This is a genomic window from Delftia deserti (genome assembly GCF_042653485.1).
In the GTDB taxonomy this organism is placed as follows: domain Bacteria; phylum Pseudomonadota; class Gammaproteobacteria; order Burkholderiales; family Burkholderiaceae_C; genus Comamonas; species Comamonas acidovorans.
In genome coordinates this window covers 2,440,262-2,456,622 of sequence record NZ_JBHSIH010000001.1, presented here as the reverse complement: position 1 = coordinate 2,456,622, position 16,361 = coordinate 2,440,262, and the positions used below count along the sequence as shown (strand labels likewise).

Sequence of the window (16,361 nt, the reverse complement as noted above, 5' to 3'; positions counted from 1 at the left end):
TCACACCGCAGCGCAGCTCACAGCTGCTGCGTGGGTACGTGGTGGCGCAGTTCCACCTGGCGGTTGGCATCGTCCACGAAGACCAGCTGCGGCCGGTGCTCCGCCACATCGGTTTCATGCACCTGGGCGAAGGAGGCAATGATCAGCAGATCACCCACGGCAGCGCGGCGCGCGGCCGAGCCGTTGACCGAAATCATGCCGCTGCCGCGCTGGCCCTTGATGGCATAGGTGACGAAACGCTCGCCGTTGTCGATGTTCCAGATGTGGACCTGCTCGTTCTCGACGATGTTGGCGGCGTCCAGCAGGTCCTCGTCGATCGCGCAGGAGCCTTCATAGTGCAGCTCGCATTGCGTGGTCTTGACGCGGTGGATCTTGGATTTGAGCAGGGTGCGGAACATGTTTTGTCTCTCGAGGGGCGCTTGGGCGCGATCTTGACGGTGGCGGGAACTGGCAAAAAAAGCCATCAAGTCTATCTGCGAACCGCCAAACCCATGATGGACGTGGAGTTGATGGGCGAAGCTGGAGTTCTCGCCCGGCCGGGCGTTCAGGTTCCGAAACGCGTTTGGGCCCCGAATCTGTCAATGCGCATAAATAAACCTCGATGAAATCGTTGTGTTGGTGCAAAAGAAAGGGTTGTAACTGATGTTTCATTTTCATTTTGTTTAATGAATTCCGTCCCCGGCAGAGGTGTGGCATCAGTCCAGGCCACCATCGCTGCAGGGGCTTTCTCTTTCATAAACACAGTGAACAGCATGAAACGACACCTCCTCGCCCTTGCCTCCCTGACCGTCTGCGCAGGCGCCATGGCCCAAAGTTCCAGCGTGACCATTTTCGGCGTGGCAGACGTCTCGGTCGCCCATATTTCGACGTCCGGGAAAAATGTCTCCGGCCTGGCCAACGGCGGCAATTCCAGCAGCCGCCTGGGTTTTCGGGGTGAAGAGGATCTGGGTGGCGGCCTGAAGGCCGGCTTCTGGCTCGAAGGCAGCCTGAGCATGGACGACGGCACGGCCGGCGGCTTCAAGTTCGACCGCCGCTCCACCGTCAGCCTCGTGGGCAACTTTGGTGAGCTGCGCCTGGGCCGCGACAAGACTCCGGCCTACCAGAACCTGGAAACCTTCCATGCGTTCGGCGACACGGGCATGGGCGCCATCAATGGTCACAGCCTGATCAGCGGCTCGGCTGCAGGCACGCCCGAAGGCTCCAACCCCAAGCGCTTCTCCAACAGCATCAGCTACCTGCTGCCCAAGCTCGGCGGCGTGTACGGCCAGCTGACCCACAGCTTTGGCGAGCAGGCCGGTGACAGCAGCCTGTCGAGCAGCACTGGCGTGCGACTGGGCTATGCCGCTGGCCCCTTGAATGTGGCAGCGGCCTACGGCATCGTGCGTGGCGGCACGGGCGCGGCCGGCATGGACTACAAGACCATGAACCTGGGCGCTTCCTACCAGCTGGGCGCGTTCACGCCCATGCTGTTGATTGCTTCGGATCGCGGCAACAACAAGCGCGTGGACCTGTACAGCATGGGCGTCAAGATGGCCCTGGGCCCGGGTGAACTGCGCGCCGCCTACACCATGTACAAGGACAAGAAGCAGGGCGATGCGGACTCCCAGCGCCTGGCACTGGGCTATGGCTACAAGCTGTCCAAGCGCACGGAAATCTATGTGGCTCTGGCCCATATGGGCAATGACGACAAGGCCTCGCGCAAGCTGGGCTCGGCCTTGAGCCCCACGCCTGCCGTGGGCAATAACCTGACGGGCTACGAGATCGGCCTGCGCCACAACTTCTAAGTGGCTGCGCAGGATGTGTGGCACCTGCCGTCCATCCTCGCTGATATTGAGCTTGCCAGGTCCAGCCTCCGGGTGGGGAAGCTTCCAGGCCTTGCAAGCCCGCCCCGCAGATGCGGGGCTTTTTTTGCCTGGCCTCAGCCCAGATCCAGCACGCAGCCATCGCCGATGCTGTCGCGCCATACGCGGATGCGGCTGGGGGCGGGCTGCAGGTCGGCCAGGGAATCGGCAATGAACAGGCACAGGTTTTCCAGCGTGGGCTTGCCCAGGCCGGGGATTTCGTCGAGGAAGCGGTGGTCCAGCGCGTCGCCCAGGGTCTTCAGGCGCGAGCGCAGGTAGCCCAGGTCGATCACCATGCCGTTGTCCGGATTGCGCGGGCCGGTGACGCTGACTTCTGCATAGTAGGTGTGGCCGTGGATGCGGCGGCTGCTCTCGGTCTCGATGGCGCGCTCCAGCGTGTGGGCGGCATCGAAGAAAAAGCGCTGGTGTACGGTGAACTGCATGGCGTGGATCAGCGGATGCCGGTGAGCTTGTGGGTCTGCAGGCTCAGGCGCCAGGCCGGGCGCTGCAGGCATTGCGCTATGCAGGCGGCCGTGTTGTCGGCCTGCAGGACGTTGTCCATGGGCTGCAGGAAATAGCGGTCGAAACGGGTGCCGGCCTCGATGGCCTGCAGATCGAAGCCGGGCTGCGGCCAGACCAGCTTGAGCTCCTGGCCGCTGCGCTGCACCCATTCGGCGCCCGCCTTGGGGCTGATGCACAGCCAGTCGATGCCCTCGGGCGCGGCCACCGTGCCGTTGCTTTCCACGGAAATGCGAAAGCCGCGCGCATGCAGGGCGGCGATCAGGGGCTCGTCCACCTGCAGCAGGGGCTCTCCCCCGGTCAGCACCACCATGCGGTGCTGGCTGTCGGCGGCCGGCCATTGGGACAGGATGCGTTCGGCCAGTGCGTCGGCCGTGGCGAACTTGCCACCCAGCGTGCCGTCGGTGCCCACGAAGTCGGTGTCGCAGAACTGGCAGATGGCGCTGGCGCGGTCCTGCTCGCGGCCGGTCCAGAGGTTGCAGCCTGCAAAGCGGCAGAAGATGGCCGGCGTGCCGGCCTGGCCGCCCTCGCCCTGCAGGGTGTAGAAGATTTCTTTGACGCTGTAAGTCATGGTGCATGGAGGCCGGTGGAGCCGGCCTGTCGGTGTGCGCGTGCCTGTGTCCGTGGCCGCTAGACGGGCGTATAGGCCAGGCGCACGTAGATGGGCGCAAAGGCTTCGGCCTGGGTGATCTCGATCAGCGTTTCCTTGGCCAGCTCCAGCAGGGCGATGAAGGTCACGACCAGCACGGTCGATCCCTTCTCTGGCTGGAACAGCGTCTCGAACTCGACAAAGCGCCGGCCCTGCAGGGCCTTGAGCACCTGGCTCATGTACTCGCGCACCGAGAGTTCCTCGCGCGTGATCTTGTGGCTTTGCACAAGCCTGGCGCGCTTGAGAATGTCGCGCCAGGCCGATTGCAGCTCGGCCACGTCCACATCGGGAAAGCGCGGCTGCAGGTTCTGCTCGATGTGGATCTGGGCGCGCAGAAAGTCACGCCCGTAGTGCGGCACCTGGCCAAGCTGGTGGGCGGCCAGCTTGATCTGCTCGTACTCGAGCAGCCGGCGCACCAGCTCGGCGCGCGGGTCCTCGGCCTCTTCGCCGCCTTCCTGCTTCTTGGGCGGCAGCAGCATGCGCGACTTGATCTCGATGAGCATGGCCGCCATCAGCAGGTACTCGGCCGCCAGTTCGAGATTGCGGCTGCGCACCTCCTCGACATAGGTCATGTACTGGCGCGTGACGTCCAGCATGGGAATGTCGAGGATGTTGAAGTTCTGCTTGCGGATCAGATACAGCAGCAGGTCCAGCGGCCCTTCGAAGGCTTCGAGGAAGACCTCCAGCGCATCGGGCGGGATGTACAGGTCCTGCGGCAGGGCGAACAGCGGCTCGCCGTACAGGCGCGCCAAAGCCACCTGGTCGATCACGACCGGTGAATCGTCGCCAGGAGCGGGGGATGCGGCGCCGGCGCCCGCAGGCGCCAGTGCGGACTCAGCCTCGGCCATGCCTTGCTGCGCAGGCATCAGCTGCATGCGCACGGTGCCACAGCGAAACAGGCTGATGTGTCATCGCAGCCGAAATCAGGAGTTCGTCTGGTAGACGTAGGGCTTCTGGTCCACGCGGCCGGCGCGCAGGTCTTCCCAGACTTCGTGGTTGACGTCCTTGTCCCACAGCAGCGAGCGGCCGGCCACCTGCTGGCTGGGCAACTCGGGCTTTTGCTTCTTCAGCTCGTTGATGAAGTTCGTGGCGTCGGAGCGATAGTCGGGGCGGCGAAAGAATGACATAGTCTGATAACCTCTTGAATCGCGTGATTTTACCGGGACACCGCCGATGAACCTAGTTTCCCGTCTTCTGGGCGTCGCCGTGGCCGCGATGGGCATGCTTGCGCTGCCCGGCTGCGATCCCCAAAACATCAAGGAACTCGAAGAAGGCCTGTCCACCGAGGCCGACGTCCGCGCCCGCTTTGGCGAGCCCGAACGCATCTGGACCGAGCCCGACGGCTCGCGCACCTTCGAGTACAACCGCCAGCCCGCCGGCAGCCGCAACTACATGATCACCATCGGCACCGATGGCCGCATGAGCGCGCTGCGCCAGGTGCTGGCGCCGCACAACTTCGAGAAAATCCGCCCCGGCATGGACGAGGAACAGGTGCGCCGCATGCTGGGCAAGCCTGCCAAGATCACGCCCTACCAGCTCAAGCAGGAAACCGACTGGGACTGGAACTACACCGATCCCCCCACGCGCGACATGGAGTTCACCGTGACCTTCGGGCCCGACGGCCGCGTGCTGCGCAGCGTCGGCCGCGAGAAACTGCACGGCGGAGCCTGAGAGCAGGCCCCTGCAAGCATCCTGCGATGCGCTGTACCCTGCACGCCACAGCGAGCCGGGGCAACAGTCTCTAGAATCCGGGTTTGTACCTATGACACCCCATGGGTACGGCGAAGGCTCCGATCCGGGGTCTTCGCGACGATAGATCTGTCATCACCCCGACAATGTCCACGCCTTCCCTACCCGCTGCCGCGCCTGCTGCGCCTGTCCCGGCCACCGCTTCGCTGCGTCATGGCCTCTTCGAGGATGTCCAGGCCCTCTTCACCGGAACCCTGTTCGTGGGCATCGCCATGATGATGTTCGCCCAGGCGGGGCTTTTGACGGGCAGCACGGCGGGCCTGGCCTTCGTGCTGCACTACGCCACGGGCTGGCCGTTCGGCCTGGTCTTCTTCGCGATCAATATCCCGTTCTACTGGTTTGCCTGGACGCGCGTGGGCCGCACCTTCACGGTCAAGACCTTCATCTGCGTGGGCGCGCTGTCGCTGATCACCGAAATGGGGCCGCGCCTCATCCACATCGACTACCTGCACCCGGCCTTTGCCGCCATTGCGGGCGGCCTGCTCATGGGCTCGGGCCTGCTGTTCCTGGCGCGCCACCGCTCCAGCCTGGGCGGCGCTACCATCGCATCGCTCTACCTGCAGGACCGCTACGGCATCCGCGCCGGCAAGGTGCAGATGGCCATCGACTGCTGCGTGGTGCTGCTGGCGCTGTGGGTCGTGCCCTTCGAGCGCGTGGCCTGGTCGGTGCTGGCGGCCGTGATCATGGGCGTGTTCCTGGCCGTGAGCCACCGGCCCGGGCGCTACGCCGGGCAGTAGCCTCAGGGCGTCAGAGGCTGCCCATCGGGCGTGCGGTAGCGGACCGTGATGCCGCTGTTGTCTGCGGCTGCCCCGTCATCGCTCATCGCATCGACGGCCTTGCCCACTCCCTTGCCGACGATTTTTACCGTGCCCACGGCCGCATCCGCGGCCAGCCCCACGGCCGAGGCCGTGACGCTGACCGCCGTGGCCGTCACGGCCACCACGGTGCAGCCGGACAGCAGGGCTCCGGTGCACAGGCAAAGAAAAGCCCCCAGGGCCGGGGACCGTGAGGGCTTGCGGGACTTTGCCGACTTCATGATTGTCGTCCAACACACTGTGCGCAATCTTTGAAACCGGCAGAGCCTAAGTCAGGGACGCCGAGGAAGGGCCGCCCCGCACCGAGGGTGTCGTCCCCCTTCAGGGGGAAGGCGCGAAGCGACTCAGGGGGCATTTCAATGTATGCGCATGCCGGGTGTGGCGCCTGGGAAAGGCTCCAGCACATAGATGCCGGGATTGCTTTTCTCATCGGCGTGGCTGGCGGCCAGCACCATGCCTTCGGAGATGCCGAACTTCATCTTGCGCGGCGCCAGGTTGGCCACCATCACGGTGAGCTTGCCCTGCAGCTGCTCGGGCTGGTACATGCTGGAGATGCCGGAGAACACGTTGCGTGTCTTTCCCTCGCCCACGTCCAGCGTGAGCTGAAGCAGCTTGGTCGAGCCTTCCACGGGCTTGCATTCCACGATCTTGGCGATGCGCAGGTCCACCTTGGCGAAGTCGTCGATGCCGATGGTTTCGGCAATCTCCTCGCCGCCGGGCAGGACCTTCTCGACCACGGGCTCGGGAGCCTCGAACAGGGCGTCCAGCTGCTTGACGTCCACGCGCTGCATCAGGTGCTTGTACAGGCCGATGGCATGGCCGGCGCCCAGCAGGTTCTGCGCATCGGCGAACTGCAGCGGCGCCACGTTCAGGAAGCCTTCCACCTGTTCGGCCACGGCCGGCAGGATGGGCTTCAGGTAGATGGTCAGCAGGCGGAAGGCCTCGATGCAGGTGGTGCAGACGTCCTGCAGGCGCTCATCCCGGTTCGCCATGCCTTCTTGCGGCTTGGCCAGCTCCCAGGGCTTGTTGGCGTCCACGTATTCGTTGACGCGGTCGCACAGCTGCATGATTTCGCGCACGGCGCGGGCCGTGTCGCGGTTCTCGAAGGCCTGGACGACGGCCTCGCTCTGGCCGCGCAGCTGGGCCAGCAGGGCCTGGCCGTCTTCGCTGACCGTGCCCAGCTTGCCGTCGAAGCGCTTGGCGATGAAGCCGGCCGCGCGCGAGGCGATGTTCACGTACTTGCCGATCAGGTCGGAATTGACGCGGGCCATGAAGTCGTCGGGGTTGAAGTCGATGTCCTCATTCTTGCCGTTGAGCTTGGCGCCCAGGTAGTAGCGCAGCCACTCGGGGTTCATCTGCAGGCCCAGGTACTTGAGCGGGTCCAGGCCGGTGCCGCGGCTCTTGCTCATCTTCTCGCCGTTGTTCACGGTCATGAAGCCGTGCACGCAGATCTTGGTGGGCGTCTTGCGGCCGCTGAACTTGAGCATGGCGGGCCAGAACAGCGTGTGGAAGGTGATGATGTCCTTGCCGATGAAGTGGTACTGCTCCAGCGCCGGGTCGGCTATGTAGGCCTCGTAGTCCTCGCCACGGCGGTCCAGCAGGTTCTTGAGCGAGGCCAGGTAGCCCACGGGCGCGTCCAGCCAGACGTAGAAGTACTTGCCCGGCGCATCGGGGATCTCGATGCCGAAGTAGGGGGCGTCGCGCGAGATGTCCCAGTCGCCCAGGCCTTCGCTGGTCGTGCCGTCCGGGTTGGTGCGCACGCTGAACCATTCCTTGATCTTGTTGGCCACCTCGGGCTGCACATGCTGGCCGTCCTGGGTCCATTCGGTCAGGAATTCCACGCAGCGCGGGTCCGAGAGCTTGAAGAAGAAATGCTCCGAGCTCTTGAGCACGGGCTTGGCGCCGGACAGCGCCGAGTAGGGGTTGATCAGGTCGGTGGGCGCGTAGACGGCGCTGCAGACCTCGCAGTTGTCGCCGTACTGGTCCTTGGCGTGGCAGCGCGGGCACTCGCCCTTGATGAAGCGGTCGGGCAGGAACATGTTCTTCTCGGGGTCGAAGAACTGCTCGATGGTGCGCGTCTCGATGAAGCCGGCCTTCTTCAGATCCAGGTAGATCTGCTGGGCCAGGGCGTGGTTCTCCGGCGCATCGGTGTTGTGCCAGTTGTCGAAGGCGATGTGGAAGCCGTCCAGGTACTGCTTGCGGCCTGCGGCGATGTCGGCCACGAACTGCTGGGGCGTCTTGCCGGCCTTCTCGGCCGCGATCATGATGGGCGCGCCGTGGGCATCATCGGCGCCCACGAAGTTGACCGTGTTGCCCTGCATTCGCTGCGCACGCACCCAGGTGTCGGCCTGGATGTATTCCATGATGTGGCCGATGTGGAAGTTGCCGTTGGCGTACGGCAGGGCGGTGGTGACGAAGAGTTTGCGTGCGGTCATGACTGGCTGCTTTCTCGAGGGAACCTGACATTCTAGAAGGGCTGGGCGGCCGACGCGCGCTGGCGGCCTTTTCTTTCAGGCAGTGCCGGGTACGCGCTGCCACCCCAGGAACTGCTCTATGTCGCTGCGCCGCGCCAGCGCGTCGCGCCGGCCCAGGGCCATGAGTTCGCGGGTGAAGCTGCGCTCGAACAGCAGGTAGCTGGCCAGGGCGGCGCCGCGCGGGTCGCTGGCGTTCTGGCGCACGCCCAGGGCGCCCAGCAGGGTGCGCATGGGCAGGGGCAACTGGCCCACATGCCGCGCGGCGATGGCGTCTATGCGCTCGGAGGGCGAGATGACCAGCAGCTGCAGGGGGCGCAGGCGGCTGCGTTCGCGGTCGGCAGGCGGGATCAGGGCCAGGGTCTGGTTGATGCGCTCGGCGCGCTCCACGTCCAGGGACAGGGCGTCCAGGAAGATGCTCGACAGCGTGTGGCCCGCGATATGGGCCAGGGAGGGGTAGCTGGCGCCTTCCGGCGGGGGCGTGGCAGCGGGCTCGTTGCGGCGGCCCGCGCCCACGACCAGGATGCGCTCGGCACCCAGGTGGATGGCGGGCGCCAGCGGGGCGGTCTGGCGCATGGAGCCGTCGCCGAAGTATTCGGTGGCCCCGTCCAGCGGCAGCGGCGTGGCCGGAAAGATGAAGGGAATGGCCGAGGACGCCAGCAGGTGCGCGTGCGTGATCTGGGCGGCGGCGGCCTTGCGCTGGTTGCGCACCCAGGGCTGGAGCTGGTCCTGCGCCTGGCAGAAGGTCACATGCTCGCTGGTGGTGTAGCTGGAGGCGGACACTGCCAGCGCGCGCAGGTGGCCGTCCGCGATCAGCTGGGGCAGGCGTTCCAGCGGAACCAGGCCGCGCGACAGCAGCCGGCCCAGCGGCTGGTTGTCCAGCAGCGAGCGCGGGCGCATGCGGCCCCAGCGCGCCAGGGCCCAGCCCAGGGACAGCAGGGTCAGCCAGCGCGCGCCGCTGCGCAGCACGCTCAGCGAGTCGGACAGGTAGATGTCCTCGGGCCGCAGGTTGCGCCAGATGCGCGACATGCGGCGCACGGCCCGGTCGAAATGGTCGCTGCCGCAGGCCAGTGCCGCCGCGTTGATGGCGCCGGCCGAGGTGCCGACCAGGATGGGGAAGGGATTGGGGCCATGCTGCTGGCCGCAGGCGCGGCGTATCTCGGCAATGGCCTCCAGCACGCCGGCCTGGTAGGCGGCGCGGGCGCCGCCGCCGCTGAGCAGCAGTCCGGTGCTGGGGGGAGGGAGGCTGGAGTCGGGTGAGGGCGCGGCATCGGGCATGCCTGGAGTGTGCCGCGCGCCGGCCGTCATCAGATCAGGGGATGACCCCGAAGGAATCAGGCCTTGGCCAGCAGGGAGCCCAGGTCCTTGCCGGAGATCAGGGCGATGCCTTGCTGTTTTGCCCAGGCGGCCGCATTCTCGGCCGGCGGCTGCAGCGACAGGTAGCAGACCGTGGCCGCATCGCGCGCCTGGCCTGCTGCCAGCAGGGCGCGCAGCGGCTCCATGCCGTGCACGCCGGCCTTCCAGCGCCTGGCGCTGGCCACGGTGGTGCGGCCTTCGCGTTCCAGCACGAAGTCGGCGCCGTCCTTGTCGGACAGGCGGGTCACGGTGTAGCCCTCGGCCTGCCAGGCGCGATCGAGCCGATCGGCGAACTCGCGCCAGCTTTGCTGGGCGGCGATCTCCAGGGCCTGTTCCACCTTGGCGAGGCTGGGCGCGCGCAGCTGGCGCCAGGCGGCAACGCAGCCTATGCCGAAGAAGGGCAGGGCGGTGATGGCGGCGAACGGCGCGATGTCCTTGGGCAGCAGCGCCGTGGACACCAGGGTCACCAGCGCGGCCAGCGCGATGCTGATCCACCAGCGCGAGCGCAGCAGGATCGCGAACAGGGAGTTGTGGGCCATCTTGAATTTCACGGGGCGGATCTTTCGCGGAAAAGCGGGAAAAATGGGAACAAAGCCAGCGGGGCCTGCATTGTCTCGCGCGGGCGAGGGCTTGGGGCCTTGGATAGACTATCCGGCTCTAGGAGTAATCAAAGCAATGGCAGTCACAGAACAAGCGCTCTTGGCCGCGCTCTCCAGCGTGCTCGATCCCCACACCGGCAAGGACTATGTGAGCACCCGCGCCCTGCGCAACCTGCAGGTCACGGGGGCCGACGTGGCCTTCGACGTGGAGATGGGCTATCCGGCGCAAAGCCTGGTGCCGGCGCTGCGCGGCCAGTTCGTCGCGGCGGCCAAGACCGTCGAGGGCGTGGGCAATGTCTCGGTCAACATCACGTCCAAGGTCGCCGCGCATGCGGTGCAGCGCGGCGTGCAGCTGCTGCCGGGCGTCAAGAACATCATCGCCATCTCTTCCGGCAAGGGCGGCGTGGGCAAGAGCACGACCACGGCCAACCTGGCGCTGGCGCTGGCCGCCGAGGGCGCGCGCGTGGGCATCCTGGATGCCGACATCTACGGCCCCAGCCAGCCCATGATGATGGGCATCTCGGGCCGCCCCGAAAGCCCCGACGGCAAGACCATGGAGCCCATGGAAAGCCATGGCGTGCAGGTCATGTCCATCGGTTTCCTGGTCAACAACGACCAGGCCATGATCTGGCGCGGCCCCATGGCCACGCAGGCGCTGGAGCAGATGCTGCGCCAGACCAACTGGAAGGATCTGGACTACCTGCTGGTGGACATGCCGCCCGGCACCGGCGACATCCAGCTGACGCTGGCCCAGCGCGTGCCCATGACGGGCGCCGTGGTCGTCACCACGCCCCAGGACATTGCCCTGATCGACGCCAAGAAGGGCGTGAAGATGTTCGAGAAGGTGGGCGTGCCCATCCTCGGCCTGGTCGAGAACATGGCGGCCCACGTCTGCACCAACTGCGGCCATGTGGAGCACATCTTCGGCGCCGAGGGCGGCAAGCAGATGGCGGCCGAGTACGGCATCGACTACCTGGGCGCCCTGCCCCTGTCGCTGCAGATCCGCCTGCAGGCCGACAGCGGCAAGCCCACCGTGGTGGCCGAGCCCGACAGCGAGGCCGCGCAGATCTACAAGAAGGTGGCGCGCGACCTGGCCGTGAAGGTGGCGCTCAAGGCGCGGGACTTCACCAGCAAGTTCCCCACCATCACCGTCAGCCAGGGCACCTGAGCCTTCTGGCGCTGCCGGCATGAACCTGCTGACCTCGATGCGGTATCTGGCGGCGCTCAACGAGCACCGCCATTTCGGCCGCGCGGCGCTGGCATGCCATATCACCCAGCCTGCGCTGTCCAATGCGCTGCGCGCGCTGGAGGAGGAGTTCGGTGCGGTCATCGTGCGCCGGGGCCGCTCGTTCGCGGGCTTCACGCCCGAGGGCGACCAGGTGCTGGCCACGGCCTTGGCCATGTTGCGCGCCGAGGAAGGCCTGCGCCAGGAGCTGAGCGCCGCCGCCGGCGCGCTGCGCGGGCAGCTGCGCATGGCGGCCGTGCCCACGGCCATGCCCATGCTCACGCGCTTTGCGGCCATGCTGCGCGAGCACCATCCGGGCATCACGCCCGTGGTGCTGTCCATGAGCTCGGCCGAGATCGAGAGCGGGCTCGAAGACCTGTCGCTGGACCTGGCCCTGGGCTACAGCGCGCGCATGCCGCCGCGCGGCCCGCGCCTGCAGTCCTGGCCCCAGTACGAGGAGCATTACTACCTGCTGTGCCGCGAGTGCCGCGATGTGCAGGGCGAGGGCCGGCCCTTCGCCTTTGGCGACGACATCGCCTGGCGCGAGGTGGCCGGCATGCCGCTGTGCCTGCTCACCCCCGACATGCACAACCGCACGGTGATCGACGAGGCCTTCGCCGCCGTGGACATGGCCGTGCAGCCCGCCATGGAAACCAACTCCGTGCTGACCCTGGTGATGGCCGTGGCGCAAGGAGCGGATGGCATGGCCACCGTGCTGCCCGGCGCCATGGTGGCCACGGTGCGCCACATGCCGGGCCTGGTGGCGCGGCCGCTGCGTTCGCCCGAACTGGTCACGCCCATAGGCTTCATGGCCCAGCAGGGCGTGCCGCCCACGCGCGCGCTCCAGGCCGCGCTGCAACTGCAGGAAGCCGCCGAATGGCGTGCGCAGTGCCTGCGGCATGCAGGGGCGCTGAAAAACTAGGCGGGCTGTGCAGTCTTTGGCGCGGCATTCAGTGCGGCGCGCACCACGTCGGGCGTGAACGGCGCGGCGTAGAAGCGCCGGCCGGTGGCGTCGAACAGCGCATTGGCCAGCGCGGCCGGCCCGGGCACCGAGGCCGATTCGCCTGCGCCCATGGGGGGCTCGTCCTGGCGCGGCATCAGCACCACTTCGATAGGGGGCAGGTCGCGGAAGCCGATGATGGGGTAGCTGCCCCACTCGCGACTGGCCACGCCTTGCTCGTTGAATGCGACCTTCTCCATCAGGCTGCGGCTCAGGGTCTGGATGACATTGCCGTGGATCTGGTGGCGTACGCCGTCGGGGTTGACCATCATTCCCGTGTCCTGGCCCACGACCAGGCGCCTCACGGCGATGCGGCCGCTGGCGGGGTCCACGTCGATGTCGATGACCCAGGCGGCCCAGGCCGCGCCGAAGCCGGGAAAGCGGCTGTGGATGTAGCGTGCATAGGCCACGCCGCGCCCGTGCAGCAGGCCGTCGGCGCCGGGGCGGCCCCGGCTTCCTGTGTGATTCCGCTGCCAGCCGGCGTGGCGAGCCGTGGCCTCGATCAGCTCGATGGCGCGCGGGTCATCGAGGTGGCGAACACGGTAGTCCACGGGGTCGGCACCGGCCGCATGGGCCAGTTCGTCGATCATGCAATCGTGGGCAAAGGAATTGGGCAGGGCCGAGACGCCGCGCAGCCAGGACGAGCGCACGATGGGCGCCATGTCATGGCAGGTGATGCGCTGGCTGGCGTAGCGGTAGGGCGGCACGGCCGTGCGGTCGCCCATCTCCAGCGTGCGCGGCTCGCCCGGGATGCGGCCCGTGAGCAGCAGGGCCAGCAGCGGCGCGTCGTTGGAGGGGTAGCGCACGGCAAAGTCGTAGGCCAGCAGTTCGCCCCGGGCATCGATGGCCGCGCTCACGTCCATGAGCTGGGCCGTGCCCTTGGGCTCCCACTGGTGTTCCTGCTCGCGCGTGAGCTGCACGCGCACGGGCGCGCCCACGGCCATGGACAGCAGGGCGGCGTCGGCGCAGACGTCGTCGGCGCAGTTGCGGCCGTAGCAGCCGGCCGCCTCCAGGCGCACGATCTCGATGCGGTCCTCGCCCAGTTGCAGCAGGCGGTCCAGGTCGGTGCGCAGCATGTGGGGGTTCTGCGTGCCGGCCCAGAGCTTGAGACGGCCCTCGCTGAAATCGGCCACGGCGCAGGACGGGCCGATGGAGGCATGCATCTGGTAGGGCCAGACGTAGCTGCGGCGCAGTTCGGTGGCCGCACCCGTGCCGACGCCCGCGAAGGCATCGTCCACAGTGCCCTGGTCCACCAGCGCACGGTGTTGGGCAGGATTGGCGCGGAGGGCTGCGGCCAAGTCAGACAGATCGGGTGCCGGCGGCACGGCCTGCCATTGCACGCGCAGCGCGCGCATGGCGGCAATGGCCTGTTCCTCGCGGTCGGCGACCACGCCGACGAAGTCACCTTCGGTGACCACCTGCACGTTGCCGGGCAGGTGGGCCACGGAGTCCCGCTCCACGGCCACCAGGCAGCGGCCGATGAAATCGCCGCCGTCGCGGCCCGGGTGCGGAGGGCGGATGACGCGGCCATGGCGCATGCCGGGCACGCGCACATCATGGACAAAGCTCAGCTCGCCCGTGGCCTTGGCGGGGATGTCCACGCGCGCCGCGCCACGGCCGACGAGCCGGTATTCGCTGGCGGGCTTGAGCTTCACTTCCTGATCGGGCGGGGCCAGCGTCAGCTGCAATTGCTGGCCGCGCAGCAGATCGCCATAGCCGAGTTCGCGGGCATCGCTGCCATCGGCAAAGCGCACCGCGCCTTCCCGCGCCTGGAGCCGGTCCGCCGCCACGCTCCATTGCTGCGCGGCCAGTGCCAGCAGCTGCTCGCGCGCCTGGGCGGCGGCGCGGCGCAGCGGCACGGCCGAGATCTGGATGCTGGCGCTGGCAATGGTCGGGCCCTGGTTGGGCGCGGCGGCCGTGTGGCCCAGCACCATGTCCAGACGGTCCAGTGGCACTTCGAGTTCCTCCGCCACGATCTGCGCCAGAGCCGTGCGTATGCCCGTGCCCAGGTCCACATGGCCGTTGAAGGCCAGGGCGCGCCAGCCCTGGGGCGCGGCTTCGTCGGCCAGTACGGCCACGAAGACCTCGGGCGTGGACTGCACATAGTCGGTGGCCGTGCCGGGCTGGCCGGGCGCAGGGCGCGGCGGCGCCACGGGCTGGCGCACCACAAGCAGGGTGTCGGCTCGCGTGAGCAGCTGTGCGTGCAGGGCTTGGGGCTGGGGCAGGTTCATGGTGCGGTGTTCTTCGCGGGCACGCCTTCAGGCGTGCCTTGTGCATGTTATGCACTTTGGGGCCGGCTGCGCAGGGCCGGCCCCATGGGCGCGTTGGCGCGGTGGGATCAACCTGCGGCGAGGGCGTCGGTGTCGGCGATGGCCTGGCTCAGCGGCATCACGGCCGCGTACTTCTGGGCCATGTCGAACAGGTTGGCCTCGTGCGGGCCCAGGGCGCGGTCGCCGCAGCAGTCGGCCACCACCAGCGGGCGAAAGCCCGACTGCATGGCATCGACCACGCTGGCGCGCACGCAGCCGCTGGTCACGCAGCCGGCCACCAGCAGGGTCTGCACGCCGCGCTGGGCCAGCCAGGGTGCGAGCATGGTGCCGAAGAAGGCCGAGGGCGTGCTCTTGCGCACCACGTATTCGCCAGCGGCCGGGGCCAGCTGGGGCACGATGGCGCTGTTGGGGCTGTCTTCCTTCAGGGTCAGCATGCCGGGCACCTTCAGGCAGAAGATGTTGTGGTCGGCATCGTCGTCCGAGAACACGATGCGGCTGTGCGCCACGGGCCAGCCGCGCTCGCGCGCATGGGCCAGCAGGTGCTGCGTCTGCGCGATGGCTTCGGGGATGTTGCCGCCGCCGAACACGGCCGGGTCGGCAAAGCCGTTGACGAAGTCGATGATGAGCAGGCCGAACGGGGCCTTGAGCGGCAGCGGCGTGCCGAAGCCCTGGCGTGCGTAGGCAGAGATGTCGCCCTGCACGCCCTCGGTGGGAACGCTCTGCGCGCCGGTGGCCTGGCCGGTGGTTGTCGTGGTCATGTGATGTCCTTTCCTTGCTTGGACCTTTTGGCGGCACGCGCCAGTCCTTCCTCGTCCTGCACCACGCCGTCGATGACGGTGGGCTTGCCATCCAGCGCCACCGAGCAGTGGCGCATGGGGATGTCGATGTGGCAGGCCGTGGTGCGGCTGCCCCCGGCCTCGTTGTTGGGGCCCATGGACCACAGGAAGTTGCCCTCGAAGGCGCGGGCGTCCATGCCGATGTGGGTTTCCTTGTTGTAGTGGGCCAGCATGGACCAGTGGGCGCGCGGCTGCAGCCCCCAGCCGATGTGGGAGACGGCATAGGCCTCGGGGTCCTCGTAGGAGGCCATGTACTCCTTGAGGATGTCGGCCTGCAGGCCGCCGCTGATGCGCGTGACGTAGCCCTTTTCGATGACGAGTTCGATGGGCTCGGTCACGTAGTCCTTCATGGGCAACAGGATGTCGCCCCGGTCCAGGACCACGCGGCCGTTGCTCTCGCCCTCGTCGGGCCAGGTCAGCACGAAGCCGCTGGGCCAGTGGTCCCAGCGGCCGGGCTGGTCCACGAAGCCGTATTCGCAGATGGCCGGGAAGCTGCCCAGGCGGCAGCGCAGGTCGGTGCCCGCGGCCGAGGTGATGTGCATCTGCCCGGCCGCCTCGATCCGCTTGGCCGCGGCCTGCACGCGCGCGCGGTCGCCCTCGGTGGGCACCAGGCGGCACAGCACCTCGGGCGGCTCCACGGCCAGCAGGATCTTGGTGCCGGTCTGCAGGATCTCGTGCTGCTCGGGCGAGAACAACAGGGTCATCAGGTCCAGCACCAGGTCGCTGGCCTTGAGCGCGGCGATGGCGGCGGGGTTGCCGGTCAGCGGCGTCGTGCCCAGGTAGGCCAGCGAGTCGCGGCTCAGTGATTTTTCGGCGTTGACGGGCGGCAGGTCCAGGCGGTTGACGCGTGCACCCATTTCGCTGGAGGCGGCAATGGCGCAGCGCAGCGTCTGCGGGTGCGTGTCGGCGCCCGTGAGCACGGTGACGGTCTGGCCGGCTTCGAGCCGGGACAGCGTGAGCACCTGCTTCCAGGCGTGGATCAGATCGATATCGCTGACGGACATGGTCGGCTCCTTGGTGTCGCGATGGAT

18 protein-coding genes are annotated in these 16,361 nt (G+C 67.6%); 5 read left to right on the top strand and 13 right to left on the bottom strand.

Features of this window, described 5'->3' with window-relative positions:
- Positions 1 to 17: 17 nt before the first annotated feature.
- Both panD and ACFPFG_RS12005 read right to left on the bottom strand, forming a co-directional pair.
- Entirely contained in the window at positions 18 to 398 is a 381-nt protein-coding gene (panD, locus tag ACFPFG_RS12010) for an aspartate 1-decarboxylase (RefSeq protein WP_016449047.1), read from the bottom strand.
- A 146-nt stretch (positions 399 to 544) separates the two neighbouring features.
- Positions 545 to 754, bottom strand: a complete 210-nt coding sequence (locus ACFPFG_RS12005; RefSeq protein WP_380106711.1) for a hypothetical protein — start codon at positions 752 to 754, stop codon at positions 545 to 547.
- Between ACFPFG_RS12005 and ACFPFG_RS12000 the strand changes: the two genes are divergently transcribed.
- Positions 753 to 1,784 (top strand): porin, encoded by a 1,032-nt coding sequence (locus ACFPFG_RS12000; RefSeq protein ID WP_183017452.1) that lies wholly within the window; start codon positions 753 to 755, stop codon positions 1,782 to 1,784. The genes ACFPFG_RS12005 and ACFPFG_RS12000 overlap by 2 nt on opposite strands.
- A gap of 134 nt (positions 1,785 to 1,918) precedes the next feature.
- Here ACFPFG_RS12000 and ACFPFG_RS11995 read toward each other — a convergent pair whose 3' ends face one another.
- The 4 genes from ACFPFG_RS11995 to ACFPFG_RS11980 all read right to left on the bottom strand — a co-directional run bounded on the left by ACFPFG_RS11995 (position 1,919) and on the right by ACFPFG_RS11980 (position 4,136).
- On the bottom strand, positions 1,919 to 2,284 hold the full coding sequence (locus ACFPFG_RS11995; protein ID WP_016449046.1) for a 6-pyruvoyl trahydropterin synthase family protein: 366 nt from the start codon (positions 2,282 to 2,284) through the stop codon (positions 1,919 to 1,921).
- Positions 2,285 to 2,292: 8 nt separating this feature from the next.
- Entirely contained in the window at positions 2,293 to 2,931 is a 639-nt protein-coding gene (gene queE, locus ACFPFG_RS11990; protein ID WP_063327091.1) for a 7-carboxy-7-deazaguanine synthase, read from the bottom strand.
- Between the two features lie 59 nt (positions 2,932 to 2,990).
- On the bottom strand, positions 2,991 to 3,857 hold the full coding sequence (locus ACFPFG_RS11985; RefSeq protein ID WP_374620449.1) for a segregation and condensation protein A: 867 nt from the start codon (positions 3,855 to 3,857) through the stop codon (positions 2,991 to 2,993).
- Between the two features lie 75 nt (positions 3,858 to 3,932).
- Positions 3,933 to 4,136, bottom strand: coding sequence for a DUF3460 family protein (locus ACFPFG_RS11980; RefSeq protein WP_183017454.1), 204 nt, complete (start codon positions 4,134 to 4,136; stop codon positions 3,933 to 3,935).
- Between the two features lie 46 nt (positions 4,137 to 4,182).
- On the opposite strand from ACFPFG_RS11980, the gene ACFPFG_RS11975 reads away from it, so the two are divergent.
- Together ACFPFG_RS11975 and ACFPFG_RS11970 are read left to right on the top strand one after the other, a co-directional pair.
- A complete protein-coding gene (locus ACFPFG_RS11975; protein ID WP_380106708.1) occupies positions 4,183 to 4,680 on the top strand; it encodes an outer membrane protein assembly factor BamE domain-containing protein in 498 nt (165 codons plus the stop codon).
- A 164-nt stretch (positions 4,681 to 4,844) separates the two neighbouring features.
- Positions 4,845 to 5,495 (top strand): YitT family protein, encoded by a 651-nt coding sequence (locus ACFPFG_RS11970; protein WP_063327090.1) that lies wholly within the window; start codon positions 4,845 to 4,847, stop codon positions 5,493 to 5,495.
- A gap of 2 nt (positions 5,496 to 5,497) precedes the next feature.
- Here the strand turns inward: ACFPFG_RS11970 and ACFPFG_RS11965 are convergent, their stop codons facing one another.
- The 4 genes from ACFPFG_RS11965 to ACFPFG_RS11950 all read right to left on the bottom strand — a co-directional run bounded on the left by ACFPFG_RS11965 (position 5,498) and on the right by ACFPFG_RS11950 (position 9,939).
- Entirely contained in the window at positions 5,498 to 5,794 is a 297-nt protein-coding gene (locus tag ACFPFG_RS11965; protein WP_183017461.1) for a hypothetical protein, read from the bottom strand.
- A 135-nt stretch (positions 5,795 to 5,929) separates the two neighbouring features.
- Positions 5,930 to 8,008: a methionine--tRNA ligase gene (gene metG / locus ACFPFG_RS11960; protein ID WP_380106705.1), complete on the bottom strand. Its 2,079-nt coding sequence runs from the start codon at positions 8,006 to 8,008 to the stop codon at positions 5,930 to 5,932.
- Positions 8,009 to 8,083: 75 nt separating this feature from the next.
- A complete protein-coding gene (locus ACFPFG_RS11955; protein ID WP_197957246.1) occupies positions 8,084 to 9,322 on the bottom strand; it encodes a patatin-like phospholipase family protein in 1,239 nt (412 codons plus the stop codon).
- A 56-nt stretch (positions 9,323 to 9,378) separates the two neighbouring features.
- Entirely contained in the window at positions 9,379 to 9,939 is a 561-nt protein-coding gene (locus tag ACFPFG_RS11950; RefSeq protein ID WP_380106703.1) for a restriction endonuclease, read from the bottom strand.
- A gap of 136 nt (positions 9,940 to 10,075) precedes the next feature.
- On the opposite strand from ACFPFG_RS11950, the gene apbC reads away from it, so the two are divergent.
- Together apbC and ACFPFG_RS11940 are read left to right on the top strand one after the other, a co-directional pair.
- Entirely contained in the window at positions 10,076 to 11,167 is a 1,092-nt protein-coding gene (apbC, locus tag ACFPFG_RS11945; protein ID WP_012203771.1) for an iron-sulfur cluster carrier protein ApbC, read from the top strand.
- A gap of 19 nt (positions 11,168 to 11,186) precedes the next feature.
- Positions 11,187 to 12,146, top strand: coding sequence for a LysR family transcriptional regulator (locus tag ACFPFG_RS11940; RefSeq protein ID WP_197957245.1), 960 nt, complete (start codon positions 11,187 to 11,189; stop codon positions 12,144 to 12,146).
- On the opposite strand, the gene ACFPFG_RS11935 is transcribed toward ACFPFG_RS11940, so the two are convergent.
- From ACFPFG_RS11935 to ACFPFG_RS11925, 3 genes are all read right to left on the bottom strand, one after another.
- Positions 12,143 to 14,455, bottom strand: a complete 2,313-nt coding sequence (locus ACFPFG_RS11935) for a xanthine dehydrogenase family protein molybdopterin-binding subunit (protein ID WP_380106700.1) — start codon at positions 14,453 to 14,455, stop codon at positions 12,143 to 12,145. The genes ACFPFG_RS11940 and ACFPFG_RS11935 overlap by 4 nt on opposite strands.
- A 107-nt stretch (positions 14,456 to 14,562) precedes the next feature.
- A complete protein-coding gene (locus ACFPFG_RS11930) occupies positions 14,563 to 15,252 on the bottom strand; it encodes an N-carbamoylsarcosine amidohydrolase (protein ID WP_063327083.1) in 690 nt (229 codons plus the stop codon).
- A complete protein-coding gene (locus ACFPFG_RS11925; protein ID WP_183017467.1) occupies positions 15,249 to 16,334 on the bottom strand; it encodes a 2,5-dihydroxypyridine 5,6-dioxygenase NicX family protein in 1,086 nt (361 codons plus the stop codon). The genes ACFPFG_RS11930 and ACFPFG_RS11925 overlap by 4 nt, the downstream gene beginning before the upstream one ends.
- Between the last annotated feature and the right edge of the window lie 27 nt (positions 16,335 to 16,361).